General features: G+C 70.2%; 15 protein-coding genes. 10 read left to right on the top strand and 5 right to left on the bottom strand.

All coding sequences use genetic code 11. The annotated features are described in order from the left end of the window. Positions 1-37: 37 nt before the first annotated feature. The 4 genes from ACZ48Z_RS35125 (at position 38) to ACZ48Z_RS35110 (ending at position 6,075) form a co-directional block, all read left to right on the top strand. Positions 38-1,408: an ABC transporter substrate-binding protein gene (locus ACZ48Z_RS35125; protein ID WP_468739960.1), complete on the top strand. Its 1,371-nt coding sequence runs from the start codon at positions 38-40 to the stop codon at positions 1,406-1,408. A 4-nt stretch (positions 1,409-1,412) separates the two neighbouring features. Continuing rightward, positions 1,413-2,756, top strand: a complete 1,344-nt coding sequence (locus tag ACZ48Z_RS35120; protein ID WP_468739959.1) for a carbohydrate ABC transporter permease — start codon at positions 1,413-1,415, stop codon at positions 2,754-2,756. Then, complete coding sequence (locus ACZ48Z_RS35115) at positions 2,753-3,661, top strand: carbohydrate ABC transporter permease (protein WP_468739958.1); 909 nt, start codon at positions 2,753-2,755, stop codon at positions 3,659-3,661. The genes ACZ48Z_RS35120 and ACZ48Z_RS35115 overlap by 4 nt, the downstream gene beginning before the upstream one ends. Positions 3,662-3,801: 140 nt before the next feature. Further along, complete coding sequence (locus ACZ48Z_RS35110) at positions 3,802-6,075, top strand: bifunctional glycosyltransferase/CDP-glycerol:glycerophosphate glycerophosphotransferase (RefSeq protein ID WP_468739957.1); 2,274 nt, start codon at positions 3,802-3,804, stop codon at positions 6,073-6,075. A gap of 102 nt (positions 6,076-6,177) precedes the next feature. Here the strand turns inward: ACZ48Z_RS35110 and ACZ48Z_RS35105 are convergent, their stop codons facing one another. Beyond that, positions 6,178-6,591 carry an organic hydroperoxide resistance protein gene (locus tag ACZ48Z_RS35105; protein ID WP_468739956.1) on the bottom strand — a complete coding sequence of 138 codons (414 nt, stop codon included), beginning with the start codon at positions 6,589-6,591 and terminating at the stop codon, positions 6,178-6,180. A gap of 122 nt (positions 6,592-6,713) precedes the next feature. Between ACZ48Z_RS35105 and ACZ48Z_RS35100 the strand changes: the two genes are divergently transcribed. The 3 genes from ACZ48Z_RS35100 to ACZ48Z_RS35090 all read left to right on the top strand — a co-directional run bounded on the left by ACZ48Z_RS35100 (position 6,714) and on the right by ACZ48Z_RS35090 (position 9,521). Beyond that, positions 6,714-7,190, top strand: coding sequence for a MarR family winged helix-turn-helix transcriptional regulator (locus tag ACZ48Z_RS35100; RefSeq protein ID WP_468739955.1), 477 nt, complete (start codon positions 6,714-6,716; stop codon positions 7,188-7,190). Between the two features lie 320 nt (positions 7,191-7,510). Further along, positions 7,511-8,491, top strand: coding sequence for a UDP-glucose 4-epimerase GalE (galE, locus tag ACZ48Z_RS35095; protein ID WP_468739954.1), 981 nt, complete (start codon positions 7,511-7,513; stop codon positions 8,489-8,491). Between the two features lie 97 nt (positions 8,492-8,588). Continuing rightward, a complete protein-coding gene (locus ACZ48Z_RS35090) occupies positions 8,589-9,521 on the top strand; it encodes an ADP-ribosylglycohydrolase family protein (RefSeq protein ID WP_468739953.1) in 933 nt (310 codons plus the stop codon). A gap of 216 nt (positions 9,522-9,737) precedes the next feature. Here ACZ48Z_RS35090 and ACZ48Z_RS35085 read toward each other — a convergent pair whose 3' ends face one another. Further along, positions 9,738-10,376, bottom strand: coding sequence for a TetR/AcrR family transcriptional regulator (locus ACZ48Z_RS35085; protein WP_468739952.1), 639 nt, complete (start codon positions 10,374-10,376; stop codon positions 9,738-9,740). 303 nt (positions 10,377-10,679) lie between these two features. On the opposite strand from ACZ48Z_RS35085, the gene ACZ48Z_RS35080 reads away from it, so the two are divergent. Together ACZ48Z_RS35080 and ACZ48Z_RS35075 are read left to right on the top strand one after the other, a co-directional pair. Next, positions 10,680-11,597: an ABC transporter permease gene (locus tag ACZ48Z_RS35080; protein WP_468739951.1), complete on the top strand. Its 918-nt coding sequence runs from the start codon at positions 10,680-10,682 to the stop codon at positions 11,595-11,597. After that, on the top strand, positions 11,590-12,414 hold the full coding sequence (locus ACZ48Z_RS35075) for an ABC transporter ATP-binding protein (RefSeq protein WP_468739950.1): 825 nt from the start codon (positions 11,590-11,592) through the stop codon (positions 12,412-12,414). Before ACZ48Z_RS35080 ends, ACZ48Z_RS35075 begins: the two co-directional genes overlap by 8 nt. A gap of 115 nt (positions 12,415-12,529) precedes the next feature. Here the strand turns inward: ACZ48Z_RS35075 and ACZ48Z_RS35070 are convergent, their stop codons facing one another. After that, a complete protein-coding gene (locus tag ACZ48Z_RS35070) occupies positions 12,530-17,482 on the bottom strand; it encodes an NAD-glutamate dehydrogenase (protein ID WP_468739949.1) in 4,953 nt (1,650 codons plus the stop codon). A gap of 786 nt (positions 17,483-18,268) precedes the next feature. On the opposite strand from ACZ48Z_RS35070, the gene ACZ48Z_RS35065 reads away from it, so the two are divergent. Beyond that, positions 18,269-18,835 carry a DJ-1/PfpI family protein gene (locus tag ACZ48Z_RS35065; RefSeq protein ID WP_328747904.1) on the top strand — a complete coding sequence of 189 codons (567 nt, stop codon included), beginning with the start codon at positions 18,269-18,271 and terminating at the stop codon, positions 18,833-18,835. 134 nt (positions 18,836-18,969) lie between these two features. Here ACZ48Z_RS35065 and ACZ48Z_RS35060 read toward each other — a convergent pair whose 3' ends face one another. Further along, positions 18,970-19,635, bottom strand: coding sequence for an HAD family hydrolase (locus ACZ48Z_RS35060; protein WP_468739948.1), 666 nt, complete (start codon positions 19,633-19,635; stop codon positions 18,970-18,972). A 98-nt stretch (positions 19,636-19,733) separates the two neighbouring features. Beyond that, entirely contained in the window at positions 19,734-20,249 is a 516-nt protein-coding gene (locus ACZ48Z_RS35055) for a DUF6912 family protein (protein WP_468739947.1), read from the bottom strand. Between the last annotated feature and the right edge of the window lie 235 nt (positions 20,250-20,484).

The raw sequence follows: 20,484 nt of genomic DNA, 5'->3' as shown, positions 1-20,484 counted from the left end.
CCTCAACGTTCGACGAGGAACGAGGAACGGGGACGTGATGCGCAGCACGAGCAGCACAAACCGAAAGCCCAGGGCAGCGAAAACCGCGGCCGCCGCCCTCGCGGCCGCCCTCGCCCTCTCACTCACCGCATGCGGTGGTGACGACGACAAGGGCGGCGACGCGGGCGCGACAGGCGCCAAGGAGACCGGCACCACCGTCACGCTCCCCAAGCTGGACGGCGAGAGTCTGGAAGTCGCCGCCGTCTGGAGCGGCGCGGAGCAGGCCAACTTCAAGAAGGTCCTCGCGGAGTTCGAGAAGCGCACCGGCGCGAAGGTCTCGTTCGTGCCCGCGCAGGACCCGATCATCAACTTCCTCGGCTCCAAGGTCGCGGGCGGCCAGCCGCCGGACGTCGCGATGCTGCCGCAGCCGGGCGCCATCAAGCAGGCCGTGGACAAGAAGTGGGCCAAGCCGCTGGGCGCGGAGGCCAAGGCCGAGCTCGCGAAGAACTACTCGCAGGGCTGGCAGGACATCGGCAAGGTCGGCGGCACCCAGTACGGCGTCTACTACAAGGCCGCCAACAAGTCCCTGATCTGGTACAACGCCAAGGTCTTCGAGAACGCGGGCGCCACCGAGCCGAAGACGTGGGCCGAGCTGCTCACCACCGCCCAGACGGTCTACGACTCGGGCGTGACCCCGTTCTCCGTCGGCGGCGCCGAGGGCTGGACCCTCACGGACTGGTTCGAGAACATCTATCTCTCCCAGGCGGGCCCGGACAAGTACGACCAGCTGGCCAAGCACGAGATCAAGTGGACGGACCCGTCCGTGAAGGACGCGCTGACCACGCTGGCCCAGGTGTGGGGCAAGAAGGACTACATCGCGACCGGCGCGCTGCAGACGGACTTCCCGGCCTCGGTGACGCAGACGTTCACCGGCGGCGACCAGCCCAAGGCGGCGATGGTCTACGAGGGTGACTTCGCGCAGGTCAACATCCAGACGGCCAAGGCGAAGGTGGGCACCGACGCGAAGGTGTTCCCGTTCCCGAAGGTCGGTGACACCGCTCCGGTGGTCTCCGGCGGCGACGCGGCCGTGATCCTGAAGGACTCCAAGGCGGCACAGGCCCTGGCGACCTTCCTGGCCTCGCCGGACGCGGCGACGATCCAGGCCAAGCTGGGCGGCTATCTCTCGCCGAACAAGAGCGTGGACATCTCGTCCTATCCGAACCCGGTGCAGCAGAAGATCGCCAAGGCACTGGTCGACTCGGGTGACGACTTCCGCTTCGACATGTCCGACCAGGCCCCGCAGGCCTTCGGCGGCACGCCCGGCAAGGGCGAGTGGAAGGCTCTCCAGGACTTCCTGACGAATCCGAAGGACATCGCGGGCGCGCAGGCCAAGCTGGAGGCCGACGCGGCGGCCGCCTACGGGAACTGACGCGATGACCTCGGCCACCGAGGCAGGGGTCCCACCGGCCCCTGCCTCCCCCAAGTCGCGCAAGAGCGTGACCGGCACCCGCAGGACCGTGGCAGTGCTGTTCCTGCTGCCCGCCCTCGTGCTGCTGGGCGCGCTCGTGGTCTACCCGATCGGGTACTCGCTGGTCCGTAGCTTCTACGACCAGTCCGGCGACGGGTTCGCCGGAATCGACAACTACAAGGCGCTGTTCACCGACGACGGCATCCGCACGGCCCTGAAGAACAACATCATCTGGGTGGTGTTCGCGCCGACGATCGCCACCGCGCTCGGTCTGATCTTCGCGGTGCTGACCGAACGGGTGCGCTGGGGAACGGCGTTCAAGCTGGTCGTCTTCATGCCGATGGCGATCTCGATGCTGGCGGCGGGCATCATCTTCCGGCTGGTCTACGACCAGGACCCGGACAAGGGGTTCGCGAACGCGGTGTGGGTGGGCGTGCACGACACCTTCGCGCAGTCCTCGGCGTTCCCGAAGGCCCACCCGGGCCGGAACTCGCCGTTGGTCGCGGAGAAGGGCGGCTTCCTCACCAAGGCCGCGGTCCACACCGGCGGCACGGTCACGCTCCCCCTGGTGGGTGTCGCCCCGGACCAGATGCCCGGCGACGCGAAGAAGGCCGTGGCGCCCCAGGCGGACCCGGGCAGGATCACCGGCACCACCTGGCAGGACTTCACCCGCGGCAAGGGCGTCGGCACGCTCGGCGGGGTCGACCCGACCGAGCTGGGCTATCCCGGCATGAAGATCGAGGCGGTCAAGGACGGCAAGGTCGTCGAGACGGTGACGGCCGGCGACGACGGCACGTTCTCGTTCTCCCCGAAGGCCGACGGAGCCCAACTGCGGCTCCCGGCGGGCAACTTCAAGGAGGCCTACAACGGGATCGACTGGCTCGGGCCGTCGCTGGTGACGCCGGCGATCATCGGGTCGTACGTCTGGATGTGGGCCGGTTTCGCGATGGTGCTGATCGCGGCCGGGCTCGCGGGCATCCCCCGCGAACTCCTGGAGGCGGCCCGGGTCGACGGCGCCAGCGAGTGGCAGGTCTTCCGCAGGGTCACGGTCCCCCTGCTGGCGCCCGTCCTCGCGGTCGTCACCGTGACCCTGATGATCAACGTCCTGAAGATCTTCGACCTGGTCTTCATCATCCCCCCGGGCTCCTCGCAGGACGACGCGAACGTCCTTGCCCTGGAGCTGTACCGCAAGGGCTTCGCCGAGGACCAGCCGGGCATCGCGAGCGCCATCTCGGTGTTCCTGCTGCTTCTGGTGATCCCGGTGATGTGGTTCAACATTCGTCGGCTCAGGCGGGAGGTACGGCGATGACCACCGAGGCCCAGAGGCTTCCCGAGACGGCACCGGCCGACGGGGTGAAGGCGAAGCAGTCACTCGGCTCACGGCTCGTCGAGCGGGTCAGCGGCGGCCTGATCAGCGTCTTCCTCGTCATCGTCGCCCTGTTCTGGCTGGTGCCGACGATCGGGCTGCTGATCTCCTCGCTGCGCACCCCGGGCGACCTGTCGGCGAGCGGCTGGTGGCAGGTCTTCACCAAGCCCTCCCAGCTCACCTTCGACAGCTACGACAAGCTGCTCCAGAACAGCGACATCACCGGCTCCATCGTCAACACCATGCTGATCACGGTCCCGGCGACGGTCCTGGTGATCGTCATCGGCTCGCTCGCGGGCTACGCGTTCGCGTGGATGGAATTCCCGGGCCGCGACTGGTGGTTCATGGCCGTGGTCGGTCTGCTGGTGGTGCCGGTGCAGGTGGCGCTGATCCCGATCGCCGAACTCTTCGGCAAGCTCGGCCTGTTCGGCAACATCTTCGGGGTGATCCTCTTCCACACGGGCTTCGGTCTGCCGTTCGCGGTGTTCCTGCTGCGGAACTTCTTCGCGGAGATCCCCCGGGAGCTCCTGGAGGCGGCGAGGCTCGACGGCGCGGGTGAACTGCGCCTGTTCGCACGGGTGGTGATGCCGCTCGGCGGGCCCGCGATCGCGAGCCTGGGCATCTTCCAGTTCCTGTGGGTGTGGAACGACATGCTGATCGCCCTGGTGTTCACGGACACCGACAGCCAGCCGATCACGGTCGCCCTGCAGACCCAGATGCGCGCCTTCGCCGACAACGTCGACGTACTGGCCCCGGGCGCGTTCATCTCGATGGTGATCCCGCTGATCGTGTTCTTCGCGTTCCAGCGGCAGTTCGTGTCCGGCGTGATGGCGGGCGCGGTCAAGTAGCCGACAGTACGGCCGATTTGAGGGGCGGACCCGGTACCGGTCCGCCCCTTCCCGTTCGCCCGAATGCCGTACGGACCGTAACCAAGCGCCTTCATGGGGCGTTCCCGGGCAGACCGCCCGCGCCGACCCATGGATGTGCCGTGCCCAGGTTCAGTGTCATCGTCCCCGCGTACAAGGTGCAGGCGTATCTGCCCGCCTGCCTGGAATCGGTGCTGTCGCAGTCGTACGAGGATCTGGAGCTGATCGCGGTCGACGACCGCTCCCCGGACGCGTGCGGCGAGATCGCCGACGAGTTCGCCGCCCGCGACCCGCGCGTACGGGCCGTCCACCTGCCGCGGAACAGGGGTGCCGGTCCCGCCCGTGACGCGGGGGCGGCCGAGGCCACGGGCGACTACCTGGTTTTCCTGGACGGCGACGACACCCTCGCCCCACACGCGCTGCGGGCGATCGCCGACCGGCTGAAGGAGACGGGTGAGCCGGACGTCCTGGTCCACGGCCACGCGCTCGTCCCCTGGTCGGGCGAGAGCGTCCGCGACGCGTTCGCGGGACAGCTCACCGAGCAGGGTCCGGCCCCGTTCCGCCTGGAGGACCGGCCGGGACTGCTGCGGGTACCGGCGGCGGCCTGGAACAAGGCGTACCGCAGGGAGTTCGTCGAGCGCGGGGGCTTCGCCTTCCCGCCCGGTCGGCACGCGGACCCGGCCTGGACCTACCCGGTCCTGATGACCGCGGAGACGATCGCCACCCTGGACCGGGTCTGCGTCCACCACCGGCAGCACCGGCAGACGGGCGCCCCTGACCAGGCCGGCCCGGTGTACGGCGGCGACTTCGACGTCTTCGACCAGTACGACAGGGTCTTCGCGTACGTCGACTCGCGTCCCGAACTCGCCCAGTGGCGGCCGGCGTTGTTCCACCGCATGGTCGACCACCTGTGGGCGGTGTTCACCGAGGAGGGCCGGCTCCCGCGCGGCATCCGCGCCGAGTTCCTGCGGCGGGCCCGCGAGCACTACCGCGCCCGTCGTGTCCCGGGCCATCCGGTCCCGGCGCGTGCACGGCTGCGCCACCGGACGATCCGGCTGGGCCTGTACCGCACCTACCGGGCACTGGAAACGGCCCGGCGGCTCAGCCACCGGGCCACCGCACCAGTCGTACGTCTGGCGAAATCCCTGCACGCGGCGGCTCTCCGGCTCCACTACCGCCTCCAGCGCCGCCTTCCCGTGCGCGCGGACCGTGCCGTCTTCGCCGCGTACGGGGGCCGCGGCCACGGCTGCAACCCGGGCGCGCTGGAAGAGGCGTTCCGCACCTTCGCCCCGCACATCCGCACCGCGTGGATCGCCCGCCCCGAGCACCATCACACGATCCCGACCGCGACCCGCCGGATCCGCCCCGGCACGGCCGCCTACTGGACGGCGCTCGCCCGCTCCAAGTACCTCGTGAACAACACCGAGTTCGACCACCGCCTGGTCAAGCGCCCCGGTCAGGTCCTCGTCCAGACCCAACACGGCACACCCCTCAAGCACATGGGCCTCGACCTTCAGGAACGCCCCGCGGCGGCACGGGACATGGACTTCGCGCGGCTCCTCGCCGACGTCGACAAGTGGGACCACGTCCTGTCCCCCAACCGCCACACCACGCTGACCTGGGAGCGCGTCTACCCCGGCGGCTACACCACGCTCCCCTACGGACAGCCCCGCAACGACGTGTTCCAGAGGGCGACTTCGGAGGACGTACGGCGGGTGCGCGAATCCCTCGGCATCCCCGAGGGCACGGTCGCGATCCTCTACGCGCCCACCCACCGCGACTACCGGCGCACCCAGCGCGCCACTCTCGACCTGGACCGGCTGCTGCGCCGTCTGGGCCCCCGCTTCGTCGTGCTGGCCCGCGCCCACCACCGGCACGGCGGTCCGCTCGCCTCCCCGGCGCCGGCCCGGGTCATCGACGTCACCGACCACCCGAGCGTCGAGGCCCTGTGTCTCGCCTCGGACGCCCTGGTGACCGACTACTCGTCCCTGATGTTCGACTACGCGGGCCTGGACCGGCCGATCGTGATCCACGCCGACGACCGGGAGGCGTACGAGGCGGCCCGCGGCACCTACTTCGACCTGCGGTCCTTCGCGCCGGGGGCGATCGCGCGCAACGAGGACGAACTGATCGACATCTTCGCCACCGGCCACTGGCGCGGCTCCCGCTCCACCCAGTTGCGCTCCGCGTTCCGCGAGCGCTTCTGCCCGTACGACGACGGCCGCGCCGCCGAGCGGGTCGTACGCCATGTCGTGCTGGGCGAGACCGGGTTGCCGCCGGTGATCCCGACGGCGGAGCGGCACCCGGTGCCGTCGGCCTTGGCCGCGTCGGAGCGCGCGCCGCTGACCAGCGTGCCGCGGCCGGCACCCGACACGACCGTCACCGAGACCCTCTAGAGGACCCCCGCATGCCGTCCAGCCCGTCCCGTCCCACTCCGACCCGGCCGACCACGTGGCGCCCGGCTGGGCGGCCACGTTCGACCGCGTCGGTCTTCTGACCTACTCGACGACGAGCTCGACCTCGATGTTGCCGCGGGTGGCGTTGGAGTAGGGGCAGACCTGGTGGGCCTGCTCGACGAGCTTGCGGCCGGTCTCCGCGTCCACGGTGTCGGGCAGTTCGACGCGCAGGGCGACCTTGAGGCCGAAGCCCTCGCCCTGCTTGCCTATGCCGACCTCGGCGGTGACGGCGGCGTCACTGACGTCGACCTTGGCCTGACGGCCGACGAGACCGAGGGCGCTGCCGAAACAGGCGGCGTAACCGGCGGCGAACAGCTGCTCCGGGTTGGTGCCCTCCCCGTTGCCGCCCAGCTCCACCGGCGGGGCCAGCTTCAGGTCGATCTTGCCGTCGTTGGAGACGGCGCGACCGTCGCGGCCGTGGGTGGCGGTGGCGACTGCGGTGTAGAGCGCGTCCATGGAAAACCATCCCTCTCGAAGTCTTGTTCCGGCGGCCTTCGTTCGACCGCCTCACGACCACAAGTAGAGCACACAATTTAGTTGTGCACAACTAAGTGGCCCGCAAGAGCTATCCTGGAACCATGACCACGCCACCGACCGCCACCGACTGGCTCCGCCTCGACCAACAGATCTGCTTCTCCCTGAACGCCGCCTCCCGCGCCTTCGGCAGCGTGTACCGCGTGATCCTCAAGGACCTGGGGATCACCTACCCGCAGTACCTCGTGCTGCTGGTGCTGTGGGAGCACGGCGACCTGCCCGTCAAGAAGCTGGGCGAGCACCTGCGGCTCGACTCGGGCACCCTGTCCCCGCTCCTCAAACGGCTGGAGACAGCCGGGCTGGTACGACGCGAGCGCAGCACCCACGACGAGCGCTCCGTGCTGGTGCGGCTCACCGAGGACGGCGTCGCCCTGCGCGAGCGCGCGGTGCAGGTGCCTCGCCGGATCGTCGCGGCGACCAGTTTCGACGTGGACGAGATCGGACGGCTGCGCTCCCGCCTGGACGAGCTCACCACGGCGCTGGACGCGGCGGTGCACGCCGAACTGCCCGACGGGGACTGACACCCGCCGAAGGCCGGCGACGCTGCAAAGACCAGCGACGCTTCAAGGTCTGCCTGGCCGCCGCCCGGATGCCGTCGGCCGCGAGGTGTGGCGGCTCGGCCAGCACTGGTACGGCGTCCTCGCGTCCTCCCGAACGACGCCTCCCCCGTACTCCCGCACACGCGTGTGGCGCTCGACGTCACCCCTCCGGCACCGCGCGTGTCCCTGGCTTCACTCCCGGTCATCCCGGCGGCACCCGCCGGACCCGGTCGCCTGGTTCACTGATACGCGGCCACGGGCCGACAGACGACACGGGTCAACCGACGAGGGGACTGCCGTACATGACCTGGCTGATCACCGGCGGCGCCGGCTACATCGGGGCGCACGTCGTGAGGGCGATGACCGAGGCGGGCGAGCAGGCGGTCGTGTACGACGACCTGTCCACCGGCATCGCCGAGCGCGTGCCCGCCGATGTGCCGCTGGTGGTGGGCTCCACGCTGGACGCCGAGCGGGTCGCACACACCCTCGCGGACCACGAGGTCACCGGCGTGGTCCACCTTGCGGCGAAGAAGCAGGTCGGCGAATCGGTGGACCTGCCGCTGCACTACTACCGGGAGAACGTCGAGGGCCTGCGCGTCCTCCTGGAGGCGGTGACCGCGGCCGGGGTCCCCTCCTTCGTCTTCTCGTCCTCGGCGGCCGTGTACGGCATGCCCGACGTCCCCGTGGTGACGGAGGAGACGCCGTGCGCGCCGATGTCGCCGTACGGCGAGACCAAGCTGGCCGGCGAGTGGCTGGTCCGCGCCACCGGCCGCGCGACAGGCCTCGCCACGGCCTGCCTGCGCTACTTCAACGTGGCGGGCACGGCGGCCCCCGAGCTGGCCGACACGGGCGTGTACAACCTGATCCCGATGGTCTTCGAGAAACTCACGGCGGACGCGCCCCCGCGTATCTTCGGCGACGACTACGACACCCCTGACGGCACCTGCGTCCGCGACTACATCCACGTCGCCGACCTGGCCGAGGCCCATGTGGCCGCCGCCCGCGCCCTGCAGTCGTCCCCCGGCCGCGGCCTCACCGTCAACATCGGCCGCGGCGAAGGCGTGTCCGTCCGCGAGATGATCGACCGCATCAACGCCGTCACCGGCTACGACCGCCCCCCGACGACCACTTCCCGCCGCCCCGGCGACCCGGCCCGGGTGGTGGCCTCGGCCGACCTCGCGGCCACAGAACTCGGCTGGAAGGCCAAGCACGACATCCAGGACATGATCACGTCGGCCTGGGAGGGCTGGCTGCGGCTGCATCCGGGGGCGGCACGGGGGTAGTGGCGGGGCGGGTCCGGCCGGGCGTGCCGGGCGTGCCGGGGTGCCGGGGTGCCGGGGTGCCGGGGAGAGGTTGTCGGCTGGGGGTTAGCCTGCGCGGATGATCGCTCGCGCAGAGCGCGCCCTGGGCGCCGTCATCGGTTCCGCAGTGGGTGACGCGCTGGGCGCCCCCTTCGAGTTCGGTCCGGAGGGCGCCTTCTCGGCGCGGTTCCCGGAGCCGGGGCACGGTGGTGAGATGTGCGGGGGCGGCGGCTGGGACCCCGGCGAGGCGACCGACGACACGCAGATGGCGGTCCTGGTCGCCGAGTCCCTGGTGGAGTGCGGCGGGCTTGAACTCCCGGACGTCTTCCGGAGGTTCCGGCAGTGGGCGGCAGCCGAGCCGAAGGACATCGGCCTCCAGACCGAGGCCGTGCTCAGCAGCGGCGACCCCTGGGACACCGCTGCCGCTCTCCACTTCCAGGTGAGCCAACGGGCCGCGGGAAACGGCTCCCTGATGCGGGCGGCCCCCTCCGCCGTGTACTTCGCGGCACGGGGCCGTGACGCCACCATGGACGCGGCCCGCCGCCTGGCCGCCCTCACCCACGGGGACCGAGCGGCCTGGGAAGGCACGGCCGTCCTCCACGAACTGATGCGGGTGGCTCTGGCCGGCGAGGACCCGCTGGACGCCGTGGCAGCCACTCTCACAGCGGTCCACCCCGACCACCGACGTCGCTACGCCACCGTCCTGGCCCCCGACTGGCACCCGGACCAGGCCACGGAGTTCAACGGCGCCGTATGGCCCTGCCTCGGCTCCGCGGTCTGGGCGCTGCGCACGACGACCTCCTACGAGACGGCCGTACGCGCCGCGATCGACCTGGGCGGCGACACGGACACGGTGGCAGCGGTGACCGGGGCCCTGGCCGGCGCGGTCCACGGCATCAGCGCCGTCCCCGAGCGCTGGACCGCCCCGTTGCACGTACCGCTGCCGGGCTTCGCGGACCGCGTGCTGAGCACCGCCGACCTGGCAGCGCTCATCCCGCTCCTGACCACCTGAGAAGTCCAACGGCTCGACAGCCCGATCTCAGGCCCTCACGACCGGCAGCCACTCCCGATCGCGCGCACCTCGACCCCCGCGGTGAGCGGAGCGCGCGGCAAGGCGTTCGGGCGCGGGTGTGAAGGCCGAACCTTCTGGGCGTCGGTCAGCCGGGCACGGTCCCCGGAGCTCCTCGCCCCGCGCACGGCACCGGGCACCGGCCGAGCCCGCTGAGGCTCAGAGCGCCTTCAGCGCCTCCGTCGTCGCCCGGGCCAGCGCCGCGAGGTACCCCTTCGGCAGCTTCGGGCTGCGGATCACGACCGAGCGCCAGTACAGCGGGCCCGAGATCAGATCCAGCGCCAGCTCGTCGTTGAAGCCCGCGCGGAGCTCACCGCGCCGCTCCGCCGCGACGACGATCTTGCTTGCGACGCCCTCCTGGCCCTTCTGCAACGCGTTCTGCAGGGCCTCGGCGATCTCGGGGTTGCGGGCCGCCTCGGCCTGCAGATCCGGGATGACCTGCGAGGCCACGGGGTGCCGCAGGGCCCGGGACGTGACCTCGTACAGCATCCGCAGGTCGTCCTCCAGGGAGCCGGTGTCCGGCACGGGCAGGCCCATCACCGCGATCTCCGAGACGACGTCGAGGACCAGATGCAGCTTGGAACGCCAGCGGCGGTAGACCGCGGTCTTGCCGACACCCGCGCGGCGCGCGATGCCCTCGATCGACATCCGCGCGTATCCGACGGCCGCGAGCTCGTCGAAGACGGCCGCCCTGATGGCATCCGTCACATCCTCGCGGAGTACGGCGGCTCCTGCCGGGGCACGGCGGCGCGGACGGGTCTGCGGCGCGTCGGCGTTGGTCGTCATGCGGACCAGCATAGGGCGTAGCGACGAAACGGTCCCGTCCCGACGCGAGTCGTTGCGACGAGACGGTCTCGTTCCGGCGACGGCCGTGACGACGATACGGTTTCGTTCCATCGTCATCCGTCACGACGAAACGGTTGCGTTCCGACGCTCACTCGTCCTACGCTCACGTTGCGACGATACGGTCCCGTCCCGACGTAAGAAAACGTGAAGAGTCACGTAAGGAAACATCGGGTGTCGGACCCGCCCGCCGCATGCGCCTCCCTCGCCCCACCCCCACCCCCACCCCCACCCCCACCCCGAACGAAAGCAGCGGATGTGAGCCAGGTCCTCGACACACCGCCCCCGACAGCGGCCTCCGCCGGCGACGACCTCGCGGCCCTGGCCGTCCGTCACGGCCTGTCGGTCAGCGGTGCCCGCCCCTCCCTGCCCGAGTACGTCCGCCAGTTGTGGGCACGGCGTCACTTCATCACCGCGTTCGCCACCGCCAAGCTCACCGCGCAGTACGCGCAGGCGAAGCTGGGCCAGGTCTGGCAGGTCATGACCCCGCTGCTGAACGCGGCGGTGTACTACTTCATCTTCGGCGTGCTGCTGGGCACCAAGAGGAACGTGCCGGACTACGTCCCGTTCCTGGTGACGGGCGTGTTCATCTGGACGTTCACGCAGAGCTCGATCATGGCGGGCACCCGCGCGATCGCGGGCAACCTCGGTCTCGTGCGCGCCCTGCACTTCCCGCGGGCCGCCCTGCCGATCTCGTTCGCCCTCCAGCAGCTCCAGCAGCTGCTGTTCTCGATGGCCGCCCTGGTCGTGATCCTGCTCTGCTTCGGTGTCCCGATCGCCGCGTCCTGGCTGCTGGCGGTCCCGGCGCTGGTGCTGCAGTCCGTCTTCAACGCGGGCGTCTCGATGATCATGGCGAGGATGGGGGCCAAGACCCCGGACATCGCGCAGTTGATGCCGTTCATCCTGCGCACCTGGATGTACGTCTCCGGCGTGATGTGGAGCATCGACAAGCTGGCCAAGGGGCACCACGACTGGCCCTCCTGGGTGGTGCCCGTCCTCCAGGCCAACCCGGCCGCCGTGTACATCGACCTGATGCGCTACTCCCTGATCGACAGCTTCCACGCGAGCCAGCTCCCGAACCACGTGTGGGCGATCGCGGTGGGCTGGGCGCTGGTCGCCGGCGTCGGCGGGTTCATCTACTTCTGGAAGGCTGAGGAGACGTACGGCCGTGGCTGACATCGCGAACGACCAGATCCCCACCGTCGTCGCCGACGGCGTCGACATCATCTACCGCGTCAACGGCACCGGCGCCGGCAGGGGCTCCGCGACCGCCGCCCTGAACCGCATGGTGCGTCGCGGCCAGGCCGAGAAGGCGGCGGGCGTCCGCACGGTGCACGCCGTCAAGAACGTGTCGTTCGTGGCGTACAAGGGCGAGGCCATCGGCCTGATCGGCACCAACGGGTCCGGCAAGTCGACGCTGCTCAAGGCGGTCGCGGGCCTGCTCCCGGTGGAGAACGGCCGGATCTACACGCACGGCCAGCCGTCCCTCCTCGGCGTGAACGCGGCTCTGATGAACGACCTGACCGGCGAGCGCAACGTCTACCTCGGCGGCCTCGCGATGGGCATGTCCCGCGAGCAGGTCAGGGAGCGGTACGAGGAGATCGTCGACTTCTCCGGGATCAACGAGAAGGGCGACTTCATCACCCTCCCGATGCGGACGTACTCCTCCGGCATGGCGGCCCGGCTGCGCTTCTCCATCGCCGCCGCCAAGGACCACGACGTCCTCCTCATCGACGAGGCCCTGGCCACCGGCGACCGCTCCTTCCAGAAGCGTTCCGAGGAGCGCATCCGCGAACTGCGCAAGCACGCGGGCACGGTGTTCCTCGTCAGCCACAGCAACAAGTCGATCCGTGACACCTGCGACCGGGTGCTGTGGCTGGAGCGCGGCGTACTGCGCATGGACGGCCCGACCGACGAGGTCCTGGCGGCCTACGAGGACTTCACGGGCGGCCCGGACAAGGACAGGGCCAAGCAGCCCAAGGCGGCCGTCTGAACTGCCGCCGTACGACGACGAGGGCGCCCGGGACCGTGAAGTCCCGGGCGCCCTCGTCGTCTTGGGCCCGACGAAACGGCCGTATGCCTACGGCCCTACGCCGACGGCCGTACGCCTACGAGTGCTGTCGCAGCAGTGTGCGCATCGTGCGCATCGCCACCGAGAGGTTGGCGAGGTCGAAGGCGTCCGAGCCCTGGATCTCCTCCAGGGTGGTGCGGGCCCGGCCGAGGATCGCGGCGTTCTTCTCCTCCCAGGCCTTGAAGCGCTGTTCGGGGGTCGAGGTGCCGTTGCCGGCGGCCAGGACGTCCGCGGTCAGCGCCGAGTGGGCCGCGTAGAGGTCCTCGCGGATGGAGGCGCGGGCCATGGACTGCCAGCGGTCGGCGCGGGGCAGCTCGATGATGCGGTCCATGAGCTGGGTGATGTGGAGACGGTCGGCGAGGTCGTAGTACACCTCGGCGACGTCCATCGGGTCCCGGCCCATGCGGTCGGCCACCGAGACGATGTCCAGCGTCGGGAAGGCGGAGGAGAACCCGGCCACGCGCGTGGCGACCTCGTCCGGCACGCCGGCGCCGGCCAGCTCGTCGTAGATCTTCTGGTACCACTCCAGGTCCGCGCCCCGCAGCAGCTTCGGCAGCTGCGACCACACCGCCTCGACCCGGTCGCCGAAGAACTCGACGGTCTCGGCGAGCTGCAGCGGCTGCGGCCGGTTGTTGAGCAGCCAGCGGGTGCCGCGCTCGACGAGGCGGCGCGAGTGCAGCCGGATACGGGTCTGTACGGCGGCCTCGACCCGGTTGTCGAGCGACTCGACCCCGTCCCACACGGTCGCCGAGCGGAAGATCGCGCGGGCCACGGTCTGCGCCCGGACGATCTCCTCCAGCGACGCACCGGTCTCCTCACGGAGGCGGTGCAGATAGGTCGTACCGCCCGTGTTGACCGTGTCGTTGACCAGGACGGTCGTGGTGATCTCGCGGTGCAGCGGGTGGTTGTCGATGTGGTCGGCGAACTTCTCGCGCAGCGCGGACGGGAAGTACGCGTGCAGCAGGGTGCGCAGGTACGGGTCGTCCGGCAGGGAGGTGTGCAGGAGCTCGTCGGCGACCGTGATCTTCGTGTACGCCATCAGGACGGCCGTCTCGGGGCTGGTCAGCCCCTGTCCGGCGCCGAGGCGTTCGCGGATCTGACGGTCGGTCGGCAGGAACTCCAGGGCTCGGTCCAGGTGTCCCTCGCGCACCAGGTGGCGCATGAAGCGCTGCTGGGCGTGGAGCATGTCCTTGGACTGGGCGAGCGCGTTGGCGATCGCGGTGTTCTGCGCGTAGTTGTTGCGCAGGACCAGGTGGCCGACCTCGTCGGTCATCTCGGCGAGCTGCTTGTTGCGCTGCTTGACGGTCATGTCGCCGTCGGTGACCAGGCCGTTGAGCAGGATCTTGATGTTCACCTCGTGGTCGGAGGTGTCCACGCCCGCGCTGTTGTCGATGGCATCGGTGTTGATCTTTCCGCCGTGCAGCGCGAACTCGATCCGGCCGAGCTGGGTCAGGCCCAGGTTGCCGCCCTCGCCGACGACCCGCACGCGCAGGTCGGCGCCGTCGACGCGGATCGGGTCGTTGGCCTTGTCGCCGACGTCCGCGTGGGTCTCGGTGGACGCCTTCACGTAGGTGCCGATGCCGCCGTTCCACAGCAGGTCCACGGGCGCCTTGAGGATCGCCTTCATCAGGTCGGCCGGGGTCATCTTGGCGACCTTGTCCTCGATGCCGAGGGCCTCGCGGATGTGGGCGTTGACCTGGATGGACTTGGCGGTGCGGGGGAAGACGCCGCCGCCCGCGGAGATGAGCTCGGTGTTGTAGTCGGCCCAGCTGGAGCGCGGGAGGTCGAAGACGCGGCGGCGCTCGGCGTAGGAGGTGGCCGCGTCGGGCCTGGGGTCGATGAAGATGTGCCGGTGGTCGAAGGCGGCGACCATGCGGATGTGCTCGGACAGCAGCATGCCGTTGCCGAACACGTCACCGGACATGTCGCCGATGCCGACGACGGTGAAGTCCTCGGACTGGGTGTCGACGGCCAGTTCGCGGAAGTGCCGCTTGACGGACTCCCAGGCACCGCGGGCGGTGATGCCCATGCCCTTGTGGTCGTAGCCGGCCGAGCCGCCGGAGGCGAAGGCGTCGCCGAGCCAGAAGTTGTACGACTCCGCGACCCCGTTGGCGATGTCCGAGAACGTCGCCGTGCCCTTGTCGGCCGCGACCACCAGGTAGGTGTCGTCCTCGTCGTGCCGCACGACGTCGGCCGGTGGCACGACCTCGCCGGCCACCATGTTGTCGGTGATGTCGAGGAGGGCCGAGATGAACATCTTGTAGCTGGCGATGCCCTCGGCGAGCCAGGCGTCGCGGTCGACGGCCGGGTCGGGCAGCTGCTTGGCGACGAAGCCGCCCTTGGCGCCGACCGGGACGATGACGGTGTTCTTGACCATCTGCGCCTTGACCAGGCCGAGGATCTCGGTGCGGAAGTCCTCCCGCCGGTCGGACCAGCGCAGCCCGCCGCGCGCGACCTTGCCGAAGCGCAGGTGCACGCCCTCCACGCGCGGGGAGTAGACCCAGATCTCGAAGGCCGGGCGCGGGGCCGGCAGGTCGGGGATGGCCTGCGGGTCGAACTTCATGGAGACGTAGTCGTGCGGCCTGCCGCCCGCGGCCTCCTGGAAGAAGTTGGTGCGCAGGGTCGCCTTGATGACGGTCAGGAAGGACCGCAGGATCCTGTCCTCGTCCAGCGAGGCCACCTGGTCGAGGGCCGCGTCGAGCTCCTCCAGGAGGGCGTCGACGAGTTCGTGGCCGGCGCGCTGCCGGTCCGGCGACATCCGCGCCTCGAACAGGGAGACGAGCAGCCGGGTGGTGTGGACGTTGTGGCGGAGGGTGTCCTCCATGTAGTCCTGGCTGAATGTCGAGCCCGCCTGGCGCAGGTACTTGGCGTACGCCCGCAGCACCATCGCCTGCCGCCAGTTCAGGCCGGCGCTCAGCACCAGGGCGTTGAAGCCGTCGTTCTCCGCCTTGCCGGTCCAGGTGGCGGCGAAGGCCTCCTGGAAGCGCTCGCGGCCGTCGTCGCCGAGGTAGTCACCGGTGCCGTTCTGCGACCGGGGCATGCGCAGGCCGAAGTCGTAGATCCAGGCGATGCTGCGGTCGGAGCAGCGCAGTTCGTAGGGCCGCTCGTCCATGACCTCGACGCCGAGCCGGTTGAGGACCGGCAGGACGGCGGACAGGGAGATCGCGTCGCCCTTGCGGTAGATCTTGAACCGGCGTTCCTCGGGGGCGGCGCCCACCGGCTCGTACAGGCTCAGCGCGAAGTCGTTGTCCTCGTTGAGCCGCTCCAGGTGGACGAGGTCGGCGACCGCGGAGCGCGGAGTGTGGTCGGCCTTGTAGCCCTCGGGGAAGGCGGTGCCGTAGCGGCGCAGCAGTTCGGCGGCGCGCTCCTCGCCGAGCTCGGCGTTGAGTGCCTCGCCGAAGCCGTCGGCCCAGGAGCGGGCGGCCTCGACCAGGCGGGCCTCGATGCGCTCCTTGTCGTCGTCGCTGAGCTGCGGCAGCTCGGTGCCCTGCGGGACACGGACCACGAAGTGCAGCCGGGACAGGATCGACTCGGTGTTCCAGGCGGTGAAGTCGACGCTGGTGCCGTCGAGTTCCTCCTTCAGGATGTCGATGATCCTGAGGCGGACGCCGGTGGTGTAGCGGTCGCGGGGCAGGTAGACGAGGGCCGAGTAGTAGCGGCCGTACTCGTCCTGGCGCAGGTACAGGCGCAGCCGGCGCCGCTCCTGGAGGTACAGGACGGAGGTCGCGATGGACTCCAGCTCGTCGGCCGGGGTCTGGAAGAGCTCGTCGCGCGGATACGTCTCCAGGATCTGGAGCAGGTCGCGGCCGTCGTGGCTGTTGGGCGAGAAGCCCGCCCGCTCCAGCACCTCCTCCACCTTGCGGCGGATCACCGGGACGCGGCGCACCGACTCGGTGTAGGCGGCGGAGGAGAACAGTCCGAGGAAGCGCCGCTCGCCGACGACGTTGCCGGCCGCGTCGAACTTCTTCACGCCGATGTAGTCGAGGTACGACGGCCGGTGCACGGTCGCCCGGCTGTTGGCCTTGGTCAGCACGAGCAGCTTGTGCTCGCGGGCCTTCGCACGGGCGTCGGCGGGCAACCGCTCGAAGGACGGGCTGACCGGGTGGCTCTCCTCGTCGGCGTGGTGCGGGTCCGAGCGCAGAATGCCGAGTCCGGTGCCGGGGACGGCCACGAGGGAGTCGTCCTCCCTGAGCTGGTACTCCCGGTAGCCGAGGAAGGTGAAGTGGTCGGCGGCCAGCCAGCGCAGGAGCTCGCGGGCCTCCTCGATGTCCATGTCGCGCAGATCGGAGGCGATGGGCTCGGCGGGCAGTTCGTCGGCCATACGGAGGGCCGCGTCCCGCATCTTCTCCCAGTCCTCGACGGTCTCGCGGACGTCGGACAGGACCCGCAGCAGGTCGGCGGTGATCTGCTTCAGGTCGGAGCGGTCGGTCTCGCGGTCGATCTCGACATGGATCCACGACTCGGTGTGCGCGTCGTGCGGGAGTTCACCGGCGGAGGGCGGGGCGGTGAGGACCTCGATCAGTTTGCCGGTGACGTCGCGGCGGACGACGACCTGGGGATGGATGACGACATGGATGCCGCGTCCCTGCCGGGTCAGCTCGTTGGTGACGGAGTCGACGAGGAAGGGCATGTCGTCGGTGACGACCTCGACGACGGAGTGGGTGCACGTCCACCCGTTCTCCTCCACCGTGGGCGTGTGGACCCGCACGTTGGCGGTGCCCTGCGGGCGGTTCTCGCCCAGCCGGAAGTGCGAGAGCGCGGCTCCGTAGACATCGATGGGGTCGCGGGAGGTCAGGTCTTCCGGGGCGGTGTGCAGGTAGTAGCGCTGGAGGAACGCGAGCACGGTCTCGCTGTCCGGGGTGTCCGGGGTGCGGGGGGTGTCCTCGTCGGTCGTCCCAGTCGGTAGGTGCCCCCCGACCGGGCTGTTCTCAGCTACCCGTGCAGCCCTCTCGAGCAGCTCGGCCTTGGCTTCGTCCAGCTTGGTCTGCATTGTCCTCTGACTCCTGTCGCGCGCCGTTGCGTGACGTAGAAGGAAGTACGGCTCTTCCCCTGCGGCTCGACGCCACGGCCCCGGGGTCTCCGGTCTGCTCCGACGCTATGCCGCAAGGTGAGATGAGCGGGGGGATATCAGCCATTCTCGACACGCCCGCCAGGTGTGACGCTGCTCTCTGCCGCGCCGGTGACGAGGGTGTACTCGGCGTCATGAGGGCCCCTACGGCCCCGTCCCGCCCGCGAGGACCAGCGGCCGCCGCCCGGCCACGGAGGTGTTCCGTGCGCACCGGGCGCAGGGCGGGGGCCACAGCGCCCCCGCGAACTATCGCGCTGATCACGCCACCAAGGCTATCGCTCCTTGCAGGGGGGTCGTCATGAGCCGTATGTGTACAAAAGCAGGGGTCGAACTTTGACAGTCTGCACAGGGGCGGAAGGGGTGAATCCGTCGTAATGCGACAGGTCGCCCGACCTGTGTGCCGGCAGGCCCCCGGATGAGCCGTCGGGCGGTTCGCCGGACGTCTCGTCGGACGTCTCGTCGGACACGCGCCGAGGCTTCGGGGCGGGCCGGGTCGCTCGCCCGTGCTCGCACCACAGCTCGTCGTCGGCTGAGGCCCGTTCGACGAAAGCTCTCGTCCGACGGAAGCGCCTGCCGCAGAAACTCGTCCGACGGCGCGCCGCCTCCCGCAGAAGCTCGTGCCATGGATCGCCCCGCCGCCCGTCCCCGCATGTACCCGATGATGCGCACCCCCTTGGCAACCCCGTTTCCCGGATGCACGTTGCCGACATGACAGCCAAAATCCTGATCGTGACCGGCGACGCGGCGGAGTCGCTGGAGGTCCTGTACCCCTACCAGCGCCTCCGCGAGGAGGGCTACGACGTCCATATCGCGGCCCCCGACCGCAAGACGCTCCGCTTCGTCGTCCACGACTTCGAACCCGGCTTCGACACCTACACCGAGAAGCCCGGCTACACCTGGCCCGCCGACCTGGCCTTCGCCGAGGTCGACCCCGGCCAGTACGCCGCCCTCGTCATCCCCGGCGGCCGGGCCCCCGAGTACCTTCGCAACGACCCCGAACTCCGCAAGATCCTCAAGTCCTTCTTCGACGCGGACAAGCCGGTCGCCCAGATCTGCCACGGCCCCCTGCTCACCGCCGCGATCGACGGCCTCCGTGGTCGCCGCGTCACGGCCTATCCGGCCCTGGAACCCGACATGCAGTCCGCCGGCGCGGTGTTCCAGGACGCCGAGGTGGTGGTGGACGGCACCTTGGTCTCCTCCCGGGCGTGGCCTGACCACTCGGGCTGGATGCGGGAGTTCCTGACGGTGTTGCGGGCGAAGGCACCGGTGACCTAGCCGACGAGGTACCGCGGGGGCGGTACGCGCGGGCGGCGCCGAGCGCCGACCACAGAGCGACCGGGCGACAAGACGGCCGTGCGGCCACGGAGCCATGCGGCTATGTGGCTATGTGGCTACGCGGCTATATGCGGCTATGCGGCTATGCGTTCAGCCTCCGCGACCGCCTCCGCCAAGGTGTCCACCACCGGCACACCCGCCACCTCGAGACTGGCCCGGCTGTGCGATCCGCCGGTATACAGCACGGCCCGCGCCCCGACCCGCATGGCCGCCACCGCGTCGTCAGCGGCGTCCCCGATCACCACGGTGCGCGCCGCCTCCACCCCTGCCAGCGCCGCGATGTGCCGCTCCATGTGCTCCGCCTTGCTCCCTCCGGAGGGCCCGGTCCGCCCGTCCACCCGCAGGAAGTGCGGCTCGATCCCGAACCCCCGCACCAACGGAACCAGTTCGTCGTGCCCGTACATGCTGAGGATCGACTGGCTGCGCCCCGCCGACCGCCACCCCGCGAGCAGTTCCACCGCCCCGTCGGTCAGCCCGCACCCCACCCGATGCTCGGTGTAGTACCGATGGAAGGTCACATCCATGACCTCCCACTCGGCGTCCGTGGGCAACCGGCCCAGCAACCGCTCGTAGAACTTCGGCACCGGCACGCAGTACAGCGCCCGGTACCGCTCCATCGTGATCGGCGCGAGCCCCAGCTCGCCGAACGCGGCGTTCGTCGCCCCGATGATCGCGTCGTTGTCGTGGAACAGCGTCCCGTTCCAGTCCCAGACGATGTGCGCCCCTGTCATCTTCCCCATGCCGAAAACGTACCCGCCTCCACTGACAATCAAGAGAGTCACAGGTCAAGGCAGGTCAAGGCAGGTCAAGCCGCATCTCGGAGCAGTCCCAGACGGGTTCAACCGCTCAGACCCAGCAGGTTCGGGATCTCCTGCGTCGCGTACCAGAGCAATTCATGGTCCTCGGCCCCGTCCACGACGAACTGAGCGTCGCCGTCCCCACCGTCCGCCGCCGCGAGCGCGTCCACGGCCGCGGTGACGTCGTCCTGCGCGTCGTCCGAGTCGAGGTGCACGGCGGCCGCCTTGGCCAGCCTCACCGTCCCGCTGACCCGCACCTCACCGAGCGCCGCGGGGTCGAGGCCCCGGTCGGGATCGGCGACAGCCGCCCCGTCGGCCACGTCGACGGCCACCACGACCCGGCGCCGTACGGCCCCGGCGTCCGCCGCGAGCAGCCGCAGCGAGGCCAGCGCGGCCCGGTTCAGCGCCGCGTACTCCAGCTCCTCGATGTCGTCGGAGACGTACCACTCGCGCAGGGCGGGCGTGACGGCGTACGCGAGGAGCGGCTCGGCCCCCAGCTCGCCCGTCTTGTACGCCTCGGCGAGACCGGGAAGGGTCAGGGGGACGTAGACGCGCATGGGTGGCCGCTTTCGTGGTCGGGGAACGTGGTCGCAGGGGTTCCGCGAAGGCCTTCAGGATACGTGCGGGCGTCCCCTTTCGAGTCCCTGCCCAGCCCTTGTGAGGCGTCCACCCCAGGCCCGGAATTCACCCGCTCCGCTCCCGGGGCCAGGGGCTTCCGCTCGCTCCGGTCATCCTGATAGGTGAACATTTCGGCCGCCCGATCCGGCCCGCCGCTTTCTTGCCGTCGTGGCC

It is taken from the genome of Streptomyces sp. NPDC031225 (assembly GCF_055570355.1).
This window is presented reverse-complemented; position numbering and strand designations above follow the sequence as displayed.